The 21,158-nt window shown below is 59.7% G+C and carries 18 protein-coding genes, 1 tRNA gene and 1 pseudogene; 8 read left to right on the forward strand and 12 right to left on the reverse strand.

Annotated features, from left to right (window positions below):
* Positions 1-8 precede the first annotated feature (8 nt).
* The 9 genes and pseudogenes from IG616_RS23080 to IG616_RS11655 all read right to left on the reverse strand — a co-directional run.
* Positions 9-183: pseudogene (locus IG616_RS23080) on the reverse strand (aldehyde dehydrogenase family protein); the annotation flags it as partial.
* Positions 184-283: 100 nt separating this feature from the next.
* Positions 284-718 carry a GlcG/HbpS family heme-binding protein gene (locus tag IG616_RS11620; protein WP_192148315.1) on the reverse strand — a complete coding sequence of 145 codons (435 nt, stop codon included), beginning with the start codon at positions 716-718 and terminating at the stop codon, positions 284-286.
* 53 nt (positions 719-771) lie between these two features.
* Positions 772-1,434: a glutathione S-transferase family protein gene (locus IG616_RS11625; RefSeq protein WP_192148316.1), complete on the reverse strand. Its 663-nt coding sequence runs from the start codon at positions 1,432-1,434 to the stop codon at positions 772-774.
* 78 nt (positions 1,435-1,512) lie between these two features.
* Positions 1,513-2,172 carry a glutathione S-transferase family protein gene (locus tag IG616_RS11630; RefSeq protein ID WP_192148317.1) on the reverse strand — a complete coding sequence of 220 codons (660 nt, stop codon included), beginning with the start codon at positions 2,170-2,172 and terminating at the stop codon, positions 1,513-1,515.
* A 97-nt stretch (positions 2,173-2,269) separates the two neighbouring features.
* The gene (locus IG616_RS11635) at positions 2,270-3,253 is read right to left on the reverse strand and encodes a PDR/VanB family oxidoreductase (RefSeq protein WP_246476204.1); all 984 of its coding nucleotides are present in this window, start codon (positions 3,251-3,253) and stop codon (positions 2,270-2,272) included.
* 117 nt (positions 3,254-3,370) lie between these two features.
* Positions 3,371-4,441, reverse strand: coding sequence for an aromatic ring-hydroxylating dioxygenase subunit alpha (locus tag IG616_RS11640; protein ID WP_192148318.1), 1,071 nt, complete (start codon positions 4,439-4,441; stop codon positions 3,371-3,373).
* Positions 4,442-4,553: 112 nt separating this feature from the next.
* Complete coding sequence (locus IG616_RS11645; protein ID WP_192148319.1) at positions 4,554-6,038, reverse strand: carotenoid oxygenase family protein; 1,485 nt, start codon at positions 6,036-6,038, stop codon at positions 4,554-4,556.
* 42 nt (positions 6,039-6,080) lie between these two features.
* The gene (locus IG616_RS11650; RefSeq protein ID WP_192148320.1) at positions 6,081-7,274 is read right to left on the reverse strand and encodes an MFS transporter; all 1,194 of its coding nucleotides are present in this window, start codon (positions 7,272-7,274) and stop codon (positions 6,081-6,083) included.
* 106 nt (positions 7,275-7,380) lie between these two features.
* Positions 7,381-8,472 carry a hypothetical protein gene (locus tag IG616_RS11655; RefSeq protein WP_192148321.1) on the reverse strand — a complete coding sequence of 364 codons (1,092 nt, stop codon included), beginning with the start codon at positions 8,470-8,472 and terminating at the stop codon, positions 7,381-7,383.
* Between the two features lie 194 nt (positions 8,473-8,666).
* Here IG616_RS11655 and IG616_RS11660 point away from each other — a divergent pair, with 194 nt between their 5' ends.
* Entirely contained in the window at positions 8,667-9,578 is a 912-nt protein-coding gene (locus IG616_RS11660) for a LysR family transcriptional regulator (protein ID WP_192148322.1), read from the forward strand.
* A 281-nt stretch (positions 9,579-9,859) separates the two neighbouring features.
* On the opposite strand, the gene IG616_RS11665 is transcribed toward IG616_RS11660, so the two are convergent.
* The gene (locus IG616_RS11665; protein ID WP_192148323.1) at positions 9,860-10,894 is read right to left on the reverse strand and encodes a LacI family DNA-binding transcriptional regulator; all 1,035 of its coding nucleotides are present in this window, start codon (positions 10,892-10,894) and stop codon (positions 9,860-9,862) included.
* Between the two features lie 343 nt (positions 10,895-11,237).
* Here IG616_RS11665 and IG616_RS11670 point away from each other — a divergent pair, with 343 nt between their 5' ends.
* The 5 genes from IG616_RS11670 (at position 11,238) to IG616_RS11690 (ending at position 17,489) form a co-directional block, all read left to right on the forward strand.
* Complete coding sequence (locus IG616_RS11670; RefSeq protein WP_192148324.1) at positions 11,238-12,527, forward strand: ABC transporter substrate-binding protein; 1,290 nt, start codon at positions 11,238-11,240, stop codon at positions 12,525-12,527.
* Positions 12,528-12,647: 120 nt separating this feature from the next.
* Complete coding sequence (locus IG616_RS11675; protein WP_192148325.1) at positions 12,648-13,529, forward strand: carbohydrate ABC transporter permease; 882 nt, start codon at positions 12,648-12,650, stop codon at positions 13,527-13,529.
* A gap of 10 nt (positions 13,530-13,539) precedes the next feature.
* Positions 13,540-14,379, forward strand: coding sequence for a carbohydrate ABC transporter permease (locus tag IG616_RS11680; protein ID WP_192148326.1), 840 nt, complete (start codon positions 13,540-13,542; stop codon positions 14,377-14,379).
* A 25-nt stretch (positions 14,380-14,404) separates the two neighbouring features.
* The gene (locus IG616_RS11685) at positions 14,405-15,499 is read left to right on the forward strand and encodes an ABC transporter ATP-binding protein (protein ID WP_192148327.1); all 1,095 of its coding nucleotides are present in this window, start codon (positions 14,405-14,407) and stop codon (positions 15,497-15,499) included.
* Between the two features lie 46 nt (positions 15,500-15,545).
* Positions 15,546-17,489, forward strand: a complete 1,944-nt coding sequence (locus IG616_RS11690) for a heparinase II/III domain-containing protein (RefSeq protein WP_192148328.1) — start codon at positions 15,546-15,548, stop codon at positions 17,487-17,489.
* Between the two features lie 339 nt (positions 17,490-17,828).
* On the opposite strand, the gene IG616_RS11695 is transcribed toward IG616_RS11690, so the two are convergent.
* Positions 17,829-17,905, reverse strand: a tRNA-Arg gene (locus IG616_RS11695).
* Positions 17,906-18,228: 323 nt separating this feature from the next.
* Here IG616_RS11695 and IG616_RS11700 point away from each other — a divergent pair.
* Positions 18,229-18,993, forward strand: a complete 765-nt coding sequence (locus tag IG616_RS11700; protein WP_192148329.1) for a hypothetical protein — start codon at positions 18,229-18,231, stop codon at positions 18,991-18,993.
* A complete protein-coding gene (locus IG616_RS11705) occupies positions 18,990-20,522 on the forward strand; it encodes a M48 family metalloprotease (RefSeq protein ID WP_209007457.1) in 1,533 nt (510 codons plus the stop codon). Before IG616_RS11700 ends, IG616_RS11705 begins: the two co-directional genes overlap by 4 nt.
* A 25-nt stretch (positions 20,523-20,547) precedes the next feature.
* Here IG616_RS11705 and IG616_RS11710 read toward each other — a convergent pair whose 3' ends face one another.
* Positions 20,548-21,024 carry an Lrp/AsnC family transcriptional regulator gene (locus IG616_RS11710; RefSeq protein ID WP_192148330.1) on the reverse strand — a complete coding sequence of 159 codons (477 nt, stop codon included), beginning with the start codon at positions 21,022-21,024 and terminating at the stop codon, positions 20,548-20,550.
* Positions 21,025-21,158: the final 134 nt, after the last annotated feature.

A 21,158-nucleotide genomic window follows, 5' to 3' on the forward strand; every position in this document is an offset into this window, starting at 1 on the left:
CAGACAGATCCTGCCCAGCGGCCGGAACGGCCATATCCGGAGGCTTTCACGCCATCCAAAAGCATCTGCGGCTCGTCGGGCACCGTCGGGCCATTGATGTGGCAGATCCCGGACTGGGCCTGATCGGCAACCCGCATGCCCCCTCTGGATGTCCCGGCTGAACACCACCGCTGACGCAGCGTAGGGCCACACGGATGTCTTCCGCTTTCAGGTAAACAAGAGCGCCAAGGATGATCTTGTCACGCAAGTTGCCACAGGACGGGCGGAAGGTGCCGCCGCAAGATCAACGCACCGTCCGCGTTACCGCCGCAAATCCGGCGGCTTCGATGCCTGCCACGGCACAGACTTCGTCGTTGCCGCCAATGTCGCCGGATATGCCGACCGCCCCGATGACCTGCTTGTTGTCATCCAGGATCAGGACACCGCCAGGCGATGGCACCATCCGCCCGCCGCTGACGGTCGCCAGCACTCCGATAAAGGTCGCGTTCTTATCGGCCCGTTCCGTCAATTCCCGCGAGCCAAAGCCCATGCCAAGCGATCCCCAGGCTTTGCCGAAGGCGATGTCGAAGCGTATGATGCCTGCACCGTCCTCCCGCTTGAACGCCACCAGATGGCCGCCCGCATCCAGGACGGCTACGGCCAAGGGATCGAAGTTTTCGGCGCGGGCCTTGGCAAGCGCTGCATCTATAATTTCTGTGGCCTTGGAGAGTGCCAGCATGTCTTAAAGCTCCGTAGGTTGGAAGAAAGAGGCTTTGCCGGAAGAGGCCGGCGTCACAGGAACATTGCGAAAATGTCCCGTGAGGTCCTGGGTCTGGGAACGCGGAAATCAACGCTCCTCAAGTCGATTGCCGCAGGGCGGCTCAGGCACGTTTCCAGCCACCGCTTCATATTCGGCCAGGCGGAAATGTCGATGTCTGCCACAAGAATGAAATGCATGACTGCCGCAACATTGATGTCCGCAGCCGTCAGGCGTTCGCCGAGAATATAGGGCTGGTTCTCAAGATGCGCGTTCAGGACATTCCAGGCTTTTGTCAGCTTGCCGAGCACGGTTGCCGTGTCCTCCTCCGCAGGCTCATGGGGTATAAACAGATAGCGCACTGCAGACAGGAGAAGGAGCGGTTTCTCCACCTCCGTGGCCACCCAGAACGACCACTGTGTCATCAGCGCCTCTTCTTCAGGCGATTGCGGCCCGAGCGTTCCGCCGTATTTCCTGGCGAGATAGAGATTGATCGCCAGAGATTCGAAGAGAACGAACTCCCCATCCACCAGCACCGGGCATTTGCCGTTGGGATTGAGCGCTAGGAAATCCGCAGGTTTTTCAGCACCGGGATGGAACGATAGCGGTTTGCGATCGTGTTGAATGCCGATCTCGTTGAGCATCCAGCTGCACCGGTTGGCACGGGTTTTCGTGACATCACCATAAAGAGTAATCATCGGAAGCTCCAAATCTGCCGGCGGGCCTTGCGCGAGGCTGCAAGCCCTGAATTACGTAAGGTCACCTTGGCGTTTGCATCATACGAACATGGCGAGGACACCGAGGTCGCTGTCCGGACGCGGGATCTTGAAGCGGATGGCTTTCCAGTCCGCCGCGGCCGGGCGTTCCAGACAGTCGTCAAGCCACGCATCCACGTTGGGCCAGGCGGTCATGTCAAGTGAGGCAAGACGGATCAATGTCATCACAGCCGACACATTAAGATCCGCCACCGTGAACCGGTCTCCGACGAGATACTTGTGCTCCGACAGATGCTGCTCCAGGACAGCAAACGGACGCGCCAGCTTGTTGAGAGCGACCTCAAACTCCGCGGGACTGCGCTTGTGCTCATCGAATAGAAGCAGGTTTGCCGAGGCCAGCAACAGCGGTTTTTCGATCTCGGTCATGACCCAATGCGTCCACTGGGTCATCAAGGCATCCTCCTCAAGGCTGGCCGGGGAGAGCGGGCTTTGATGCTTGCGGGCCAGATAAAGATTGATGGCCAGAGACTCGAACAGGCGCAAGCCATCAGCTTCATAGGCAGGCACACGCCCATTCGGATTGACTTTCAAGAACTCTGGCGAACGTGTGCTGCCATCGAGAAAATTCGTCGGCTCGTGCTCGAATTCGATGCCGAGTTCCTTCAGCATCCAGGCGGTGCGGTGCGCACGCGAACTCAGCGAGCCATATAATTTAGCCATTTCTATCTCCCACTTTGTCTTTCCCCACAAATCCCCTGCGCCTTGACGCTGACTTGCGGGAATAAGAGGGCTGATGTCAGCGCAGTTTCCGTAGAGCTCACAGGTCGAGAACCAGCCGTGCGCTTTTGGCGCGCGAACAGCACAAGAGCATCTGGTCGTTCCGCTCTTGCTCGGAAGTCGTCAAAAAGCTGTCCCGATGATCCGGCTCACCTTCAAGAACCCGCGTGAGACAAGTTCCGCAAATGCCCTGCTCACACGAGACCGGCACATCGATCCCGTTTTCGGACAAAGCGGCAACAATCGATTGGTCGGGCGGGACCATGATTGTCTTGCCGGTCCTGGCAATCTGCACCTCGAACGCACCCCCGGTGCTTGTTGCCGCCACTTCGGCGGCAAAGAACTCGCGGTGCAGCCGTTCCACGGGCCAGCCAAGGTTCAGGGCGGTGCCGAGAACATGGTCTATGAAGCCCGCCGGACCGCAGACGTAGACATGCGCGTCCGCATCCGCGTTCTGGAGAACGGCGGAAACCTGCAGTCTCTGCTCCTCGTTGCCATCGTCGAAATGAAAATGTGTCTGTGCTGCAAAATCAGACAGGCGGATTTGATCCGCAAAGGCCGCTCTTCCTTTGCTGCGGGCACAATAATGCAATTCAAAGTGGTCACCGCTTCGCGCCAGGTGTCCGGCCATGCACAGGATAGGGGTAATACCGATACCACCGGCAAAAAGCAAACTCTGGTGTTTGCCCGGATGCAGGGCAAAGAGGTTCTTTGGCGCACTTATGCGCAGGAGATCCCCTTCCCTGATACGCTGGTGCATAGCGCGGGAGCCGCCACGGCTGGCGGGTTCGAGCAACACCGCGATCTCATAACTGTGCGTTTCGTGCGGCGGATTGCAAAGGGAATATTGCCTGATCAGACCACCATCAATTTCAACATCCACATGCGCTCCAGGCGTAAAAGCGGGCAAAGCATTGCCGTCAGGGGCGGTCAATGTGAACCCGGCTACGCCTTCCGCCTCCAGGCGCTTGGCGGAAACCTGCACCTGCAACCAGGTTTTCGCCATATCAGGGCGAACGGACATATTCACCGGATAAACTCCCATTCCATATTTCGGATTTCATGCGCGCAGGACCAGCGCGCCGCGGGCGGCGCGCCTTTCATCATCGCGAGCGGGCAGAAAAGGGCGTGCCGGCCAGCCTCACGCAGGCATGGCCTCGGATTGCTCTGCCTTGATCATCCCGTCGAGCACGCGCCGCGCACGGACGCCAGGCGCATCTACCGGAAGAAGCACGGGTTTCAGCGACCAGAAATCGGCACAGTCACCAATCATCCGCTGCTGGGCCTCAAGCATCGGCAAGTCTTCCAGCTCGAACGGCTTCTTTAAGAACTTGATGTTCCCGGTTACGAAGTTTTTAGCCCCTTCTCCCTCGGATTTGGGCTTCGAAACGCCAAACCAGTAATGCGAGGTTGTTTCGGTTTCCGGCGTGAAGAGATGGAAGAAGTAGAGCGATTTTCCAGCTGAACGGGGATCCGGCGTACCCGTGAGAGCCTTGCCGACGATCAGTTCCATCACGCCTGGAGCCTCCCAGCGGACATCCAGCCAACGGTCGAAGCGCGTGCCGGGCTCAATGCCCTCATATTTCTCGAGTTGAGGGGAGAGCCGCTCGTTGCGTACGAGGCGCAGCGAATAAACCGTGTCGCCGTCCTGCTTCACTTCGGTTTCGGCGCTTGCGGCTCCCGAACCTCCCAGCGTTCCGGTATGCAGATAGTCGATATGGCTCAGGTCCATAATGTTATCGACATCGAGCTGATAATTGGCGAGCGTGTGGAGATAGTCCTTACCGACATACCAGTCCTCTGCATCCATGCGCTCAAGCTGCGGAATAAGCGCCTCGTCCGCCTTTTCCTCGTCGCCCATCCAGATCCAGACAAGGCTGTGGCGTTCAGCGGCCGGATAGGCCTTGACCCTTGCAGCCTTCGGAATGCTGCCGTCGCCATGCGGGTTATGAGTGCATTGACCGGTACCGTCGAATTCCAGCCCGTGATAGGGGCACTGGATGCTGTCACCACGGATCGTTCCCGTGTGAAGCGGTGAAAACCGATGCGGGCAACGGTCTGATATGGCTTTGGCCCTGCCCGCGCTGTCGCGGAACAGGACAACCGGCTCTCCGAGAAACTTGCGGCCCAGTGGCTTGCCGGGCTGGACTTCATCGTCCCACGCCGCAACATACCAGCAATTGCGAAGATACTTGACACTACCGTTTTTCATATGGCCCCTCCCGTGGCATTGAAATGCTATCCCCATTGCCGCATCCGCTGTCCGCGGTGCGGCTGGTTCTGCGTTGTTTGAGGGCCGCGCCTGACGCGCGGCCTTGATCTGCTCAGAGACGATCCGAACCGAGGGCGTCACCTGGAACCCAGATACCGTGGAAACCTTCATGAACCCGGCAGGGGAACCGCAGAACCGCAAGCGGTCCGCCGGCAAGATTGCGTGCGTCGAGTATGACCAGATCGGTACGGTTTTCCCGGCGCCGGCCCACCATTGTCATCAGGAAGCCATCGCCCTCTTCCGCATCCGGACTGCGCGGCACGAAGCAGGGCTCCTCCGGCGAGGAGTCCGGGCCTGCATAGAACAGGTCGACCTTGCCGGTGTGCTCATCGAAGTGACCGAGGCAAGTGAACGGGGGGCCTTTCGGGCCTGGTTCGAGCATCGGCCAGCTCGCAGGGTGGTTCGTGCCGAACCAGTAATGCCGTGCGCGCCGTTGCGCGAAGCGCGGGTCGACGACCGGCATCTCGCCAATGTGGTCAATAAAGCGCTCGATCTGCACTTCGCCGCTGTCGCTTGAAAGATCGATGATCCAGCGCTCGCCAAACGGCGGCTTCTCGTGTGCTTCTGGATTGTGCAGATCCGGGAACTGGCTGATCCAGCCGGATTCCGTCACGAAGTGATCCAGCGCAAGCCTGCTGCCATCTTCCCAAGCATTGAATGTATGGGTCTGCATCGCGATCTTGGGCGCGGTGTACCAGCGGATACCGGCAACGCCCTTGTCCCGCGGGATCACGGCAACGTGGGTCTGCTTGTGATTGTCCCAATGCCAGTAGGGCTCGCCTTTCTTGACGCGCTCCCAGTCGCACACCATCGGGCAGATCACAAAGGCGATGTAATTGCGTGAGACCAGAAAGTCATGGACCATCGAGCAATAGGGCGCCTTGAACCGCTCGGTGCGGGTAAACTCGCCGTCCTTGGCAATGGTGTAGAGTTCGATCTCGTCGCTGGCAATCCCCTCACAGTTATAGGCAAAGGCAATACATTCGCCCGTGACAGGGTCGATCTTGGGATGCGCCGTGAACGTCCGGCTCTTCAGCTGGCCGCCAAAATCGGACTCGCCGCGCGTCGTCAGATCGTTCGGGTCCAGCTCATAGGGCCGGCCAGACTCCTTGAGTGCATAGAGCTTGCCATGGTGCCAAAGCACCGAGGTATTGGCGGTGTTGTTGTCTTCCCCAGCGACTTCCGGAGAGTCGGTGAAGGGATTGCGGTAGGCGCCGAACAATGCGCGGCGCGCGTTGCGCTCCAGCTCGAACTTGCGGGTGCGGACATAGCGCATGGTCAAATCGGCATGGCCATTTTGAATGCGGACCGAATGCACCATGCCATCGCCGTTCAGGAAGATGTCCTTGCCGTGAAGCGGCGGATAAGCGTGGTCAGCGCTGTTTCGGATGTACATGCCTTCCAGTTCCGGCGGAATGCGGCCGATAACCTCAAGGTCGTGGACTTCGCCCTCGATCCGGACCGGGGCAGCGTATCCCGTGAACACGATGTCCTCTGGAAATTTCAGCCCGGGGTTTAGATTGGCATGCTTGTTCATGTCTTACTCCGTTCGTTGAAAAGCATGAGGTTTTGGGAGGTGCTACGCGGTAGCAGCTGCTGCAACCGGCTGCGAAAGAACGCGTCCGAGTTGCCTGCGTGTCAGCAGCATGCACGTGACTGCGATTGCGGAGATGACGGCAACCGCCCAGCCAAGGCCAGGATAGCCGAGCATGGCCACAACGAACCCGCCGAGTGCTGGACCGGCGGCCGAGCCCGCCATCATCATCGCAGGGGTCGCCGCCACGGCACGCCCGCTGCTGTCAACCTGGGTCAGCAAACCGAACATGAAGGTATGCGTGAAGATCACCAGCGCGACATAGAGAGCTGCGGGAACAGCGAAAAAAGCGAAACTGGTTGCTCCCGTCAGAGAGATCGCAAACAAGGCCTGAAGAATGGGGCCAGCGGTGCCAACGTTCACCGGTTTGAGCCTTTTCTGGAGCACGGCAGCCAGAATGCCCGGGATGAGATTGACAAAGCCCGTTACGATCAGAACGTTCTGCACAACCCCTTCACCAAAGTTGTGAGCATCTCCGATGCGCTCAACAAAGGAGAAGATCATCGCCTGGTTCAGCGCAATGCAGACGATGGTGCCAATGGTGAACCAGGCCGCCTTCGGGAAGGGCTGGCGCAGGACCGCCGCCCCCATGCCCGGCGCGTTTGCTCCAGCGGCCGGGACGGCAGGGAAAAATAGCAGCGCGACAACGGCCCCTAACGTCATGGTGATCGCGAAGGCCTGGAATATGACCCGCCCGCCAAAGGAGGCGATGATGCCCGGCAGGGCCGCGAACATGATGATTGCCAGAATCGCCATCGCGACATTCGCAAGGCCGAAAAGACGATGCGGATTTGACGTCCGTCCTATGGCGCCGTGGGTAACAGACAGCGCCGCGCCAGTACCCAGACCGGCAATCGCGTGCACACCCAGAAAGACCGTCAAGCTTTCCGGCGATATTGGCTGCCAGGACGCCACCAGAAATGCGCATGCGGCAACACAATATCCTAGGCAGGCGAAAACGCGGTGATTGAGCCGCGTGAACAACGGCGCGAAGATGCTGCTCGAGACCACGACACTGGCCAGGAACATGGTGACGGTCAAACCGGCCTGCGGCGCGGACAGACCATAGAACTTCATCAGGCTGCCAACCCACAACGGCAGTGCCGCCAGATCGATCATGCCGGCCATATGGCCGATGCTCAGTGTTGCCTGTCCGCCCCAACTGTTCAATTTCGTCATTGCTTCCTCCTAAGCAAAGTTGCTTCACCCGTCCTGCACGGACTCCGTCTCAGTCGCGCAGGCAGTGCCGGGGAGCCGCTGCTTGGAACAGCAGCTCCCGCTTTCGTCAAAAATTCAGCGTCAGCGTTCCGACCAGTGCCTGGTTCCAGCGTTTCCCCTGCAGCCCCTGGTGCCGCGTGAAAGCAACCTCAAACCGGTTGCCCTTTGCGAAAGTCTTGGACAGACCCGCGCCCAGGACGGCGTAGGTTGGATCGTCGACGATCGCGTCCAGATCATTGGCGTATTCCTGTTCGAGTCCGGCCAGGAAGTTCGGCGACCAGCCGCCCGGTGCAGCTTCCTTTTCCAGCCGCAAATGCGCCCACACCGTTCCGTAGTTTTCGGTTGCTCCAACAACACCAGACGAGACGACGCCAAAATTATTGGCCGTCGACTGGATGAAGCTGCGCTGGAATTGGACCCCCAGAACCGGGTGCAGGACCCAGCTCTCCGGGACAATTCCAATGTCGGAATTGCGGAACTGTCCGATCAGTTCGGCCTGCGTATAAAGGTGGTCATCCGCCTGCTTGTGGCGCATCGTCAGACTTGGACCGACGCCAATTTCAAGATCGTCAGTCCCCCAGGAATATTCAGCGCGGGCAGCTACGCCCCAGTGCGCGGAAAACTCCTTGAGGATGTCCGCACGGATACCGCCGGCAGGCCTCTTGATCGATCCAGCGTCGTCGATATCGAGGTCGGTGTGCTCGTAAAAGCCGCCGATCGCCCACATGGTCGATGCATCGGGGAACCTGAGATACTGCAGGTCCACCCGTCCTGTGCCGCCGTCCAGTTCCACCGGATAGTTGGCGCCGTTGGAGAATGTGCCCCGGACACCAAGCCGGATCACAGAGTTGCCGCCCGGCAAACCGAACATGAAGTTCAGCGGCACGACCGTGTCGGTTGTTCCGTCCTTGTAGTGACTTTTCGGTTGCCCAGATGCGGCCGCGTTGCCGATTGTGATCCGGCCCTGACCAACGCGCCATTGCACCGAGCCAAACTGGTCGCTCTCGAAATAGGAGCGCAGCAGCCCATCCCGGCCAAGGTTCATCAAGGCCATTGCCGAGACCGGCGGTTGCCCGTGTTGCGGAGCCGTGCCGTCCGCAAGAGCTGCGTTTCCAGCAAGCGCAATAGCGGCAGCCGCCGCAAAAATTGAAGCTTTCATAACCCCTCCCTTTTGAAAGCCGTGGAACGCCGCTCTCCGGCCTTCCACGATGCTGGCCGGTGAAATCCTCCTTTACCGGCTGCAGCGGGGCGATAGTTCGCGTCTGTCAGGGAAATGAAAAACAGATAGTATTCATGATATACATTGATTTCATCGATAGTTTATAGAGGATTGAGCTTTATGGGGAATTACGTATGCGCCTTGACCGGTTTGACCTGAATCTTCTCGTCGTCCTTGACGTTCTGCTCGAGGAACGCAACGTCACCAGGGCGAGTGAGCGCCTGTGCATCGGCCAGTCGGCCACGAGCGCGGCACTATCCAGACTGCGTGCCTACTTCGAGGATCCACTGCTTGTGCAGGTCGGGCGCAAGATGCAGCCAACCCCGCTCGCGCAGAACCTTGTCGCCCCCGTCCGGGACGTTTTGATGCGTGCACGGGCTGCTGTTTCCCTGCGTCCGGTCTTTGACCCCGCCGAGATCGATCGGGCCTTCACCATTGCCGCATCGGATTACGCGACCAGCTTGCTGCTTGCACCGACGGTCAGCAGTCTCGCCCGCACGGCGCCCGGCATGCGGCTCGAAATCGGCAGCCTTCCGGAAGACATAAAGCTCGAGTTTGAGAGGGGGGCAATCGACCTGCTGATCATTCCCGAGCAATACGCCAGCCAGATTAAGCACCCTCAGACCGAAATTCTTCAGGACGAGCATGTTTGTATGATGTGCGAAAACGAGGCCGAGAAAATTGAGAGCCTGACCATGGACGAGTATCTCGACCGCGGGCATGTGGCCGTCAAACTCGGTGACGAGGCCAGCCTGGCTTTCGAGGAATGGTTCCTGCCACGCTTCGGGCGCCAGCGGCGGGTCGAATGCACGATCGATCAGTTCAGCCTGGCCGCCGCTCTTGTCGCGGGCACCAGCCGCCTCGTCACCCTGCACAGGCGTCTTGCGGTCCGCATGGCCGAGGTTCACCCGGTCAAGCTGATCCCGGCGCCATTCGACATGCATCCGCTCCGCGAGTTTATGGTCTGGCCTCACTACCTCGACGAAGATCCGGCACACCGCTGGCTGAGGCAAGCGGTTCTGAGCGTTTGCGAGACCCTGCCCTGATCCACTTCCCTTGCGCGGTAGTTGGCATGTGCTAGAGGTCCGCGACACAACAGTGGATCCGGTCAGCTGGGCAATGCCGTTATACTGGCCCTCCATGCCGGACATAGGGGCGGTGTAACGTGCCGCTAGCCTCTCCGCATAGCGCAGCGGAAAGGTGAACTGAATGCCGATGTGGGAACAGCCGGTCGCGCAGCGATTGCATTTCTTTTCCGCCGGCGGGCCGCTATCGGGCAACCGGCTGATGCCTTGAGGCTGCAAGCACCGGCGCTGCAAAGACCGGATCAATACTCTGGATTGGTCTGTGTGCCTGCACGCTCTTCCCCATCGGCCCGTTTCGCGGACTCACGCACGACAAGCAGCGGTTCGTGCGGCATGTGGACATCAGGCGAATGGCCCGTGGCCATCGAAATGATCTGCTTCATGACCCATTCGCCCGTTGCCTCGCTGAAAACGTCAACAGTTGTCAGAGGCGGCGAAACATAGCGGCTCGTCGGGATGTTATCGATTCCGGCGATGGCTATGTCTTGAGGAATGCGGAACCCGAGTGCGCGCGCCTCTGTCATGAAACCTATCGCCACAAGGTCATTGCAGCCAATCACGGCCTGAGGACGGTCGGGCCTTAAAAGAACCCGCGCGGCGACCTTTTCACCAGCCTCGCTTGTCGGCTCCTCCGCATCAAACTCCATCAACTCCACACCGGCGGCATCAAGCACATTGTGCAGACCTCGCAGACGCTCAGCGTTCCAGGCCGCACGGCCATAGCCCACATAGCCGATCCGGGTGAAGCCTTGTTGAACCAGGTAGCCCGCGAGCAAGGAGGCAGCCTCGACACTGTCCATGCCGACTGAAACAACCCCCTGCCGTTCGGGCTGGCCAAGAAAGGCCACCGGCTTGTTCAGACCCGCAAGCCAGTCAACCACGGCCGCGGGGATCCGGGCACTGACGATGAGCCCATCGGTGCGCAGGGCCAGTGGTTCAAGCAGCTCCCGCACGCCGGTAGCCTTCTCCTCCAGATCAACCACGAGAAGATTGTAACCATTGGCCAGAGCGACCCTGTTCGCCCCCTTCATCACATTGGCGTAATGCGGGTTGGCAATGTCCATCACCGCCAGGCCAATAGCGGTTGTCCGCCCGGTCACCATGCTCCGGGCCGCCGGGTTCTGGCTGTAGCCGAGTTCAGAGATCGCCGACCGCAGCTTCTCCTCGACCGACGCAGAGAAGGACTGCTGGCGGTTGATAAACTTCGATACGGTGGCGATGGACACGCCAGCCGCTTCTGCGACATCCCGGATCGTTGCGGTTTTACGTCGACTCATGGTGGGTTAAACGATTTCCTCTGCCTTGCTTTCAGGTTGTACCCCGCGCCCCTTGGACTGGCAACAAGCCACTGAAACTTCCTTCCTTTAAGCCTGTCTTCGTTACGTTTTTAAAGATGCCCGCACCCCTCCGATACAGCCTGTGATTTTAATGACATGCCTACGCAACATAATTTCAAAAAACACTTCATTACCAGATGAAAAATTCAGTTAAACGTTTTCTTGAAATTGAAAAAACACTGTCATATAGTTCGAACACCATCCGGGAGGCTTTTCTCGCAAGGGCGCAGAAATCAGAGCGTCCGGCAGCAAGAATCTGGATGGAAGACTGTGGAGGAAATCAATGAAAACGATTTGCACGGCTGCATCCGCGGCTCTGATGACTTTTGCTCTCGCGTCCACCGCTCTGGCGGCCGATCCACTCAAGGTCTGGATGCGCTACGGCGACAATGAAAAGAACGTCCTGGACAAGATCACCAAGGATTTCACCGCCAAGACCGGTATCGAGATTGATCTGTTTCTGGCCAACACCGACTTCGAAACCCGTCTGGCACGCGCTGCGGTTGGCGGCTCGCTCCCCGATGTTGTTGTCAACGACGCGACAGCCATGGGCCAGATGCTGGACATGGGCATTCTGAAAGAGATTGACCGGTCTGCGATTCAAGGCAGCGATCAGCTTTATGACGTTGCCTGGCAAAGCGTTCAGTCGCAGGATGGCAAATACTACGGCGTCCCGACCTCCGCCCAGGCCTTCGCTGTCTTCATCCGCAAGGACTGGCGCGAAAAGCTCGGCTATGACGTTCCCAAGACCTGGGACGAGCTTTATGAGCTGGCCAAGGCCTTCACCGAGAAGGATCCGGACGGCAACGGCAAGGCCGACACCTATGGCTATGTCATGCCGGTCTCCGCGACCCGTGGTTATGCGTCCTGGTTCCTCTCTGACCTGATCTGGCAGGCGGGCGGCGAGTTCCTCGCAAAGAAGGAAAACGGTTACACATCCTCCCTCGGCACGCCCGAAGTGGCAAAGGCTGTTTCCTTCGCCCGCGACTTCATCTGCAACGGCTACGCACAGCCTTCCGCAATCACCGCGACCACGGGCGATGCGACGCCGGTGTTCAGCTCCGGTCAGGCAGGCATCTACCGTTCCGGCCCCTATCACCTGGCACCTTTCAGCAAGGAGCCCGGCCGGGACAAGATCGAAGTCGTCGCACCGCCCGCAGGTCCTGCCGGCCAGGCAGAACTGGCTGAAGGCGAAGCTGCCTTCATCACCGTCTCTTCCACACAGGATGACGCGGCCCGTCAGTTCATCGAATATCTGATTTCGGCAGAAGGCCAGGAAAACGGTATGGCGGTCGGCATCGACTCCAGCCCCATCGTCCGCCTGCCGGTCAACAAGACCGTCAATGTGGCAGAGGTCCAGCCGGACAAGGCCTGGGCCATCTATGCCGATCTCTATGGCAAGAGCGGCCACTACTTCCCGCGCGTTCCGAACTGGAAGCCCATCCGTCAGCTGACCGCCGACGGCTTCAACAAGATCCTGTCGGATTGCTCTTCGGACATTGCCGCAGGCCTCGCCGCGACGGACGAAACCGTCAATGCCGAACTCGCCAATCAGGGCGTGAAGGCGGACTGATCTCCCTCCCAAAGCAAGACTGCTGCCGGCAGGTCCCCAGCGGATCTGCCGGCAGTGCCCGGTTTGACCCGTCAGCTGGTCCGGCAGATAACCCGGCCCGGATGACATGAGGATGAGACAATGACTATCGACCCGAAGCGCTGGAGATGGGCCGTTCCATGGCTGTTTCTGGCCCCCGCGCTGATCTTTTTCACCTGGTTCAAATTCGTGCCCATCGTCAAGGGCCTGATCATGAGCTTCTATCAGGTGAAGTTCATAGGGGCAGACCGGTGGATCGGGTTCGCGAATTTCGAGCGCGCGCTGTCGGACAGCGCGCTTGGGGCAGCGGCTCTCAACACCTTGATCTACGTGGTCTCGACCACGATTGCAGGGGGCCTTCTCGCCTTCGCCGTCGCGCTCATCCTGGAGGGGCAGGCGCTTCACATCCGGATCATCCGCACGGCCATCTTTTTTCCGGCGGTCACCTCCGTCGCTGTCCTGGCGGAGGTCTGGCGGATCCTGTTCTATCCGGCGCAAACCGGCGTCGTGAACAGCATACTCGGCCTGTTCGGCGCAGATCCTCAAGGGTTCATGTCCGATCCCAATCAGGCGCTCTTCGTGGTGATCCTGTTACAGGTCTGGAAGAACATTCCCTATAGCATGGTGATCTTCATCGCCGGGCTCGCCGGCATAAACCGCGAGCTTTACGACGCAGCCGATGTGGATGGCGCCAGCCCGTTGCGCAAGCTTTGGCACGTCACCATTCCGGGCCTTGTTCCCGCGTTTTCCGTTGTGATCATGCTGTCCTTTATCCGGGGCTTCCGCGTCTTCACCGAGATCTACACCACCACAGGCGGCGGACCGGCCGGATCGACCGAAGTCATCATGACCAGCATCTTCAAGACCGGTTTCGAGCGGCTGGACTATGGCTATGCCGCAGCCGTTTCCTTCATGCTCTTCACCTTCACGGTGGGCCTGACGGTGGCGCATGTTGCCATCAAGAACCGCTTTGCCAGAACGTGAGGCCGCACCGATGAAGACGACCTTCCCTCAAAAGCTGGCCCGGGGCGCCGTTTATGCCCTGCTGCTGATCGTGTTCTGCGGCCCGTTCTGGGGCATTCTGGCAACCGCCTTCAGCAAGACAACCGTTCAGCCCGGCCAGCTGCTGCTCTGGCCGGACCAGCCGACCCTCGACCATTTCATCTATGCCTGGACCGAGGTCAAGGCGTGGATCTACCTCTTCAACTCCCTGCTGGTGGTTGCCATTGGCACGGTGCTGCAGACTACGGTGAGCGCGCTGGCAGCCTATGCGCTCGCCCGCAAGAAGTTCCGGGGCGCAGCTTTCATCAGCCTGGCGATCCTGTCGACCATGATGCTGCCGGATGAGGTCATCTCGATCCCGCTTTATCTCATCCTGCACCAGAAGATCCCGCTCCTGGGCGTTTCTATCTACAATTCCTATGCGGCACTGATCCTGCCGCTGGTGGGCTGGGCCTTCTCGGTGTTCCTGCTGACGGAATTCATGAAGGCAGTGCCGCGGGACCTGGAGGATGCTGCCCGTGTCGATGGCGCGAATGAGATCCAGATTTTCCTGAAGGTCATTGTCCCGCTGGTCAAACCGGCGCTCGGCACCACCACGATCTTCGGCTTTCTCATGATCTGGGACCAGTACCTGCTGCCGCTCATCGCCGTCGACGACCGCAGCCTCTACACAATCCCCGTCGTCCTGCGCTCGCTCCGGGTCGATGAGATCATGCAGCAGAACATCTTCATTGCCGTCACGGTCATCGCCACCGTGCCCTGCATCGTCGTCTATCTCCTGCTTCAGAAGCAATTCAACCGCGGCCTCATGTCTGGCGCGGTCAAGGGCTGAAGCACGAAAGGTTCAGGTGAAACCCATGGGTTCAGTTAGTCTCAAGAATGTCAGCAAGTCCTTCGGCTCGGTGAAGGTTATTCACGACGTCTCCCTGGAAATTGACGAAGGCGAGTTTTGCGTTCTGATCGGCCCCAGCGGCTCCGGCAAGTCGACCCTTCTGCGCATCATCGCGGGCCTTGAGGATGTCAGCTCCGGCAATATTTCCATCGGCAAGCGCCATGTTACCGACCTACCACCCAAACAGCGCGACATCGCGATGGTGTTCCAGACCTACGCGCTCTATCCGCAGATGACCGTGCGGGAGAACATGGGGTTCGCGCTGAAGCTGGCAGGCCTTCCGAAAGCGCAGATCAATACGAAGGTGACAGAGGTCGCCCGGATGCTGGAACTCGACCAGCTTCTGGAGCGCCTGCCAAAGGAACTGTCCGGCGGCCAGCGCCAGCGTGTCTCCATGGGCCGGGCCATTGTTCGCAATCCCTCAGTGTTCCTGTTCGACGAGCCGCTGTCCAACCTGGATGCAAAGCTGCGCGTTCAGGTGCGTGGAGAGATCGCGGATCTGCACCGGCGCCTGCAGACGACCTCCGTCTATGTCACCCATGACCAGGTCGAGGCCATGACGCTCGGCCAGAAGATCGTCGTTCTCAAGGACGGGCGTGTGGAGCAGGTCGGCAAGCCGCTTGAGCTCTACGACGATCCGGTCAACACCTTCGTCGCCAGTTTCCTCGGCACCCCCACGATCAATTTGATCGAAGCGGAGGTGACCGGCTTAGGAGACGCTTGCGCTGCCCGATTGCCCGACGGCACCCTCACCCCGCTCGGTCAGAGCAACGGTTGCACGACTGGACAGAAGATCCTTTTTGGCATCCGTCCGGAGCATGCCCGCCTGTCTCTCGAAGACCAGCCCGGCGCCATCCGAGCCCGGATCCATGCCGTCGAGAACACCGGTTCGGACATGGTGGTCTTCAATGACGCAGAAGGGTTCCGGATTACCAGCGCCTTCAAGGAGCAACGGACGCTGGAACCTGGTGCCTCCGTCAGCATTCTGCCTGACCCGGCCAAAATCCGGATCTTCGACGCGGCGACCGGCAAGCGGATCCGCCGCAGCGAAGACGCCTGACCTTGCAGACCGCCTGCGGTCGGAATTTCCCATTTGGAAGACCTAGATGTTTCAAGACGCGATGAAAGTCGAGCGCCTGCTCGAAGGGCTGATCAGCACCAAGGACTGGAAGCCCTTTCCCGGGATCGAAGACAGGGGCCAATGGAACAAGGCAGCAAAGGACCCCCGCCTTTCCCTGCAGGTTCAGGCCATCCGCGCCTATGCGGATGAAATCCTCAAGGGGGACATCGATCCTCTCACCGGCACGATGTACATGAGCTTCATGACCACGGGCGACCGGCTGGTCTATGAGGAAAACTATTTCCGCCGCCGCTATGAACTGTCCCATCTGGTGATCGCCGAATGCCTGAGCGCCAAAGGCATCTATCTCGACCGGATCATTGATTATATCTGGGCCATCCTTGGGGAGGTCACCTGGTGTGTGCCAGCGCATAATTTCGCTGGTGAGCATGAGATGGTGATGTTCAAGGAAAGCAACCCCTGGAAGGCGGATGATCCGATGCCGGTGCCCGGCGATGATTATCTGGATCTGTTTGCCTGCGAGACCGCGGCAACGCTGGCGGAAACCTGCTATCTGCTCCGCTCGGTTCTGCTTGAGAAGTCCCCTGCCCTTTATCACCGGATCCATCAGGAAGTTGACCGGCGCGCCCTGCAGCTTCTTGAAGGACCGAAGCTTTATGGCTGGTATCTGGGACGCAATAACTGGACGGCCTGGTGCGCCCACAACCTGCTTCTGACTGCCTGCTATGTTGTCGAGGACAAGTCCCGGCTAACCAGCATCGCTGCAAAGCTGATGGTTCCCATGCAGCGCTTCTTCGACACGATCGAGGACAGCGGCAGCTGCATTGAAGGCCCAAGCTACTGGATGGTGAGCGCCGGCCGCCTCGCCGCCTTCACCGATCTGGTGGAAACCCGGTTCCAGATCGATCTCGCGCCGGACAAAAACCAGAAGTACCGGAACTTCGGCGAGCATATCGCGCCGCTGCACATTGGCGAGAACCGTTTCGTGAACTTCGCGGACGGCAGCCTGAAGATCGACTTCGACCATGGCATGATCAGCCGCTATGCGCTGAAGATCGGTTCTGCGCCGCTCGCCAGCCTCGTCTGGAAGGACGTGGAGCGCGTGGCGAAGCGCAAGCTGTCCCGCTCTGCCAAGGCCCGCGGCCACAATGAATATGCCAGACAATTCCTGGTCCATCTGACACGTCTCCTGTTCTGGACCCCGGACCTGCCCTCGGATGGAGAGCACGTCTGCGAACAGAGCGTCTGGCTACCGGACATGCAGGTGATGCTCGCCCGCCAAAGCAGAACCCCGGGGCGGGGCGTCATGCTCAGCGCGATCGCTGGCAGCAATGATCTGCACATCAACCATCACTCCCACAACGATGTTGGGCATTTCAGCGTCTATCTGGACGGTGAGCCCCTGATTATCGATCTCGGGCAAGGCGCATATTCGAAGTCGACGTTCACCGAGAAACGCTATGACAAGTGGCACATCAGCTCCGAGGGTCACAATGTTCCTGAAGTCAATGGCTTGCGCCAGCGTGCCGGGACCGGTTCGGAAGCCCGGAACGTCAGCTTTTCCCATGAAGCTGCCTCCAGTCTCCTAAGCCTTGACGCCAGCCCCGCCTATTTCGAGACACCAGGATCCAGGCGCCTGTGCCGGCAAGTTGGTTTCCATCACATTTCGGGTGAGATCACGATCCAGGACGAGATCGATCTTGGCACCCCGCTGAACAGCTTCCTTTTGCCGGTCCATATCAGCGATTGTCAGATCACTCTCAATGACGACGGCACATGCCGCATACAGGGTACGCGCAATGCCTTGATCATCCAGCCGGACAATCTGGTTGTGGAAGGCATCGAAACGGTCAGGATTAACGACCCCCGCCATTTGGAGGTCTGGGGCAGACATATATTCCGGATCCGGTTTGCCGGCAGGGATCTGACCACCGCAAAATTTGGCTTGAAAATCCGGCCGGAGGCATAGCGGGGCATCGCAGGCTGACGGGACACTCAAAACGCCTCATTACAGTTCTGAAGCCCCCGTCTGTGCTGCCCTGACGGCGGCGGGCCCTGAAGCCGGGCTCCCGTCCCGATAGGCGGCGGTATCTTCAACGGCCGCCGGGACCGGCCGCTCCGCACGGCCTCCCGGCAAACGGGTGAACAAGTCCGAGGTGGACACCGGTAAGGGGGCTGGTCTGTCGAAGGACGTCCCGGAGAGGATGAAGGCTCACGAGCGGGAGAACCGGAGGCTTTGTCTTACCAACGAGAATTGCGCAAGGCCTCCGCTGAAACGGTTTAATGCGCATAGCTTATTTGAAAAGATTGGTGATCCCGACGCGATTCGAACGCGTGACCCTCAGATTAGGAATCTGATGCTCTATCCTGCTGAGCTACGGGACCACTTGGGGCGGAAATAGCATGATCCGCGCCGCTTTGCGACCCTCGTTTTTCCGGATCGGCTCAGCAGACAAAGGATACTCACAACCCGCCTGCGGACATGCTAGAATTGCAACCCTCTTCATGCAGCTTCGGACAATCGCGGTTTGGAACGGACACGCAGGAAGACCGGGGATGCCCGGCGCAGAGAATGTGGTGCACCCGGCCTTTGCAGGGCCATTTTCTCGCGGACCGGCCTGTTTACTTTACCGGTCTTGTTCGTGATTGCAGGCGCAGCGCTCTTTCCACCTTTCCCGTCCAGGGCAGAGACACGCCTCCCGGCAGAAATGGCTGAGAACCTGCCGCCCGCTGCTGCGAACTGCCTGCCAGGGGATGCCGCCCCTGCCGCAATCACAGGGCCAGACGAAAAGGGCGTCTTCAGTGCCTTGGCTGCGACAGGCTCTGGCGGGCCAGGCAACCGTTTCGTTCTCGCCGATATCTCCCCAAGAACTTCTCCCGCGGAAATCGCAAAGACAGTCCAGGGTGAGACACTGTGGGCTTGGGCAGCGGGCAAGCCGAACCGGTGGGGACTGGTGCCTGCCTGGATCGTGGCAGCGCCCCAAGGCACAGCCGGAGACACGGCCCTTCAGCAAATCCGCCTGATCGATCGTGGACTTGCCATGGCCGCGCCCCATTTTAGCTCCATGGCCTGTAGCAAGGCCTTGATCGAGGCTGAACATTCGGCCCGTTTCGCAAAGCGGGGACGCTGGCAGCATGAGGATGCGCTTTCGACCATGAACCTGAATGCATTGACAGGGGCCGCAGGAACCTATGTCCTTGCCGAAGGACGCATCGTTTCTCTTGGAAAATCAGCGCATACCCGGTATCTCAATTTCGGCCGCAACTGGAAGACCGACTTCACGGCAACCCTTTCGACCAGCCAGGACAAATCCTTCAGCGACGCGCTGGCCGCAGCCGGCATGTCTCTCGAGGATTTGGCTGGGCATGCCGTGCAGATCAGAGGTGTGGTAGACCTCAACGACGGCCCCCACATACATATGACCCATCCGGGTCAGCTCATCATTCTGGATGGCAACGAGGACAGGAAGTGACGGCAAGCTCTGGCATCATAGGCGCGGCATGGCTGCGCAGGGGCGCCGACGGCAAGGCAGGACGCGCTGCCCCCGGGAGAAAGACATCTTCTGGCCGCCGCATCGCGACCCTTGCCTTGTGCGTCCTGCTTGCCTCCTGCCAGTCCTTTGGCGGCGGCTCACCCAATGTCACGACCATTGCGCCGGGCACCCTCAGGCCAGGCCTTGGCGCGGACATCGGCGCGAAGGAACACCCACGTGTCGTGGCCACATATGGCGGTGTCTACAAGAACGATGGCGCCGTGCGTGCGGTTGCAAGCGTTGTTGGCCGTCTGGTGGAAGCCTCTGACGATCCTTCGCAGAGTTACCGCATAACGATCCTGAATTCGCCTGCGATCAATGCCTTCGCGCTGCCCGGCGGCTACCTTTATGTTACTCGCGGCCTTCTGGCGCTGGCCAATGACACATCGGAACTGGCCGCTGTTCTCGCCCATGAAATGGCCCATGTGACCTCCAATCATGCGATTGAACGGCAGCAAAGGGCGGAGGCGCGCGAACTGGCCAACAAGATCCTGACCAATGTGGTACAGGATTCCGAACAGGCCCGCCAGGCGATCCTGTCCTCGCAGCTGTCCTTTGCGCGCTTCTCTCAGGCGCAGGAATTCCAGGCAGATGCTATTGGCGTAAAGACGCTGTCGAAAGCCGGGTTCGACCCCTACGCGGCCTCCCGTTTTCTGAAGTCCATGGCCGATTTCCAGGCCTATCAGACCGCGCAGCAGATTCAGTCCAGCGCTCCGGATTTCCTCTCCTCACATCCAAACACCCCAGAACGTGTCGCCTTGGCGGTTAAGGAGGCCCGGCAGGTTGCCGCGCCCGGCATCGGTGAGCGGGACAGAAACCGGTATCTGAGCGAGATCGATGGACTGCTGTATGGCGACGACCCGCTGGAGGGTTTCGTGCGCGGGCGGTCCTTTCTGCACAAGGCGCTCGGCATCGGCTTCACCGTTCCGGAAGGCTACATTCTGGAGAACTCACCGGAAGCGGTTCTCGCCAGTAACGGCGATGGCACCGCCATGCGCTTTGATGGCGCCGATGTCAGCAGCTTCGAGAACCTGGCCGACTACATGAACTCCGGCTGGATCAACGGATTGCTGCCGCAAAGTGTGCGCGAAACCACGATCAACGGGATTCCGGGCGTTGTCGGCGCGGCCATCACACAGGGCTGGTCCTTCCGGATCGCGGTTCTGCGCATCGGCAAGACAGGCTACCGCTTCATCTTCGCCAGCCGCACGCCGAGCGAAGCCTTTGAAAGCCAGTACAGGGAAACGCTGGAGAGCTTCCGCCAGCTCACCCCGACCGAACGGGCCCGGCTGCAGTCTCTTAGAGTCAAGGTTGTCCAGACCAGCCCGGGAGACACGCCGCGCAAGCTGGCAATCGGTATGCGCGGTGTCGAGCCCTCGCGGCGTCTGGCCTTCTTTATGGTTCTGAATGGAATGGAGCCGGATGAGCAAATTCCGGCGGGAACATCGGTCAAGCTGGTAACCGACTAGGGGTCCGGACTCGCCAAGCAGCCGCCTAGCCTCTCGGGATCAGCGCCCGCCCGATGGGTTTCGGCGGTTCGCTGCGCAGAACGATGGCCGTCGTGACGGAGCCATATCGCGCAATCGCATCGACGAGGCTTTCCAGATCGGCGGGCGAAGGCACAATGACCTTCAGGTGAAAACAATCCTCGCCCGTCAGCCGCAGCACCTCGATGATCTGCGGCATCCCGGAAAACTGCTTCAGGCAGGCCTTGATGTGCTCATGGGTGGTTTTGAGCCGGATAACGGCCATCATGCCAAGACCGACCGCCACCGGATCGACGACGGCCCGATAGCCCTTGATGACCCCGCGCTCCTCAAGCCGCTTCAAGCGCTCCGAGGTTGCGGGCTGGGACAGACCCACCCTTCGCCCCAGCTCGGAGACGCTGATCCGGCCATCCTCCTGCAGCGCCTCGATCATGGCAATATCCGTCGGGTCGAGCCCCGGATGAAACTCAGTCTTTCGAACCATTGGCCTTTAGAGCGTGTCGCGTTTAATCACTTTGATATCCCGCCGCTTTGAGGAAGTTGTAGCACTCCTCCTCGGGGAAGAGATTGCAGACGTGCCCGACGGCATTCCACAGGTCTTCATAGGTTCTGGCGGCA

It is taken from the genome of Roseibium litorale, from assembly GCF_014842915.1.
GTDB classification, from domain to species: Bacteria; Pseudomonadota; Alphaproteobacteria; order Rhizobiales; family Stappiaceae; genus Roseibium; species Roseibium litorale.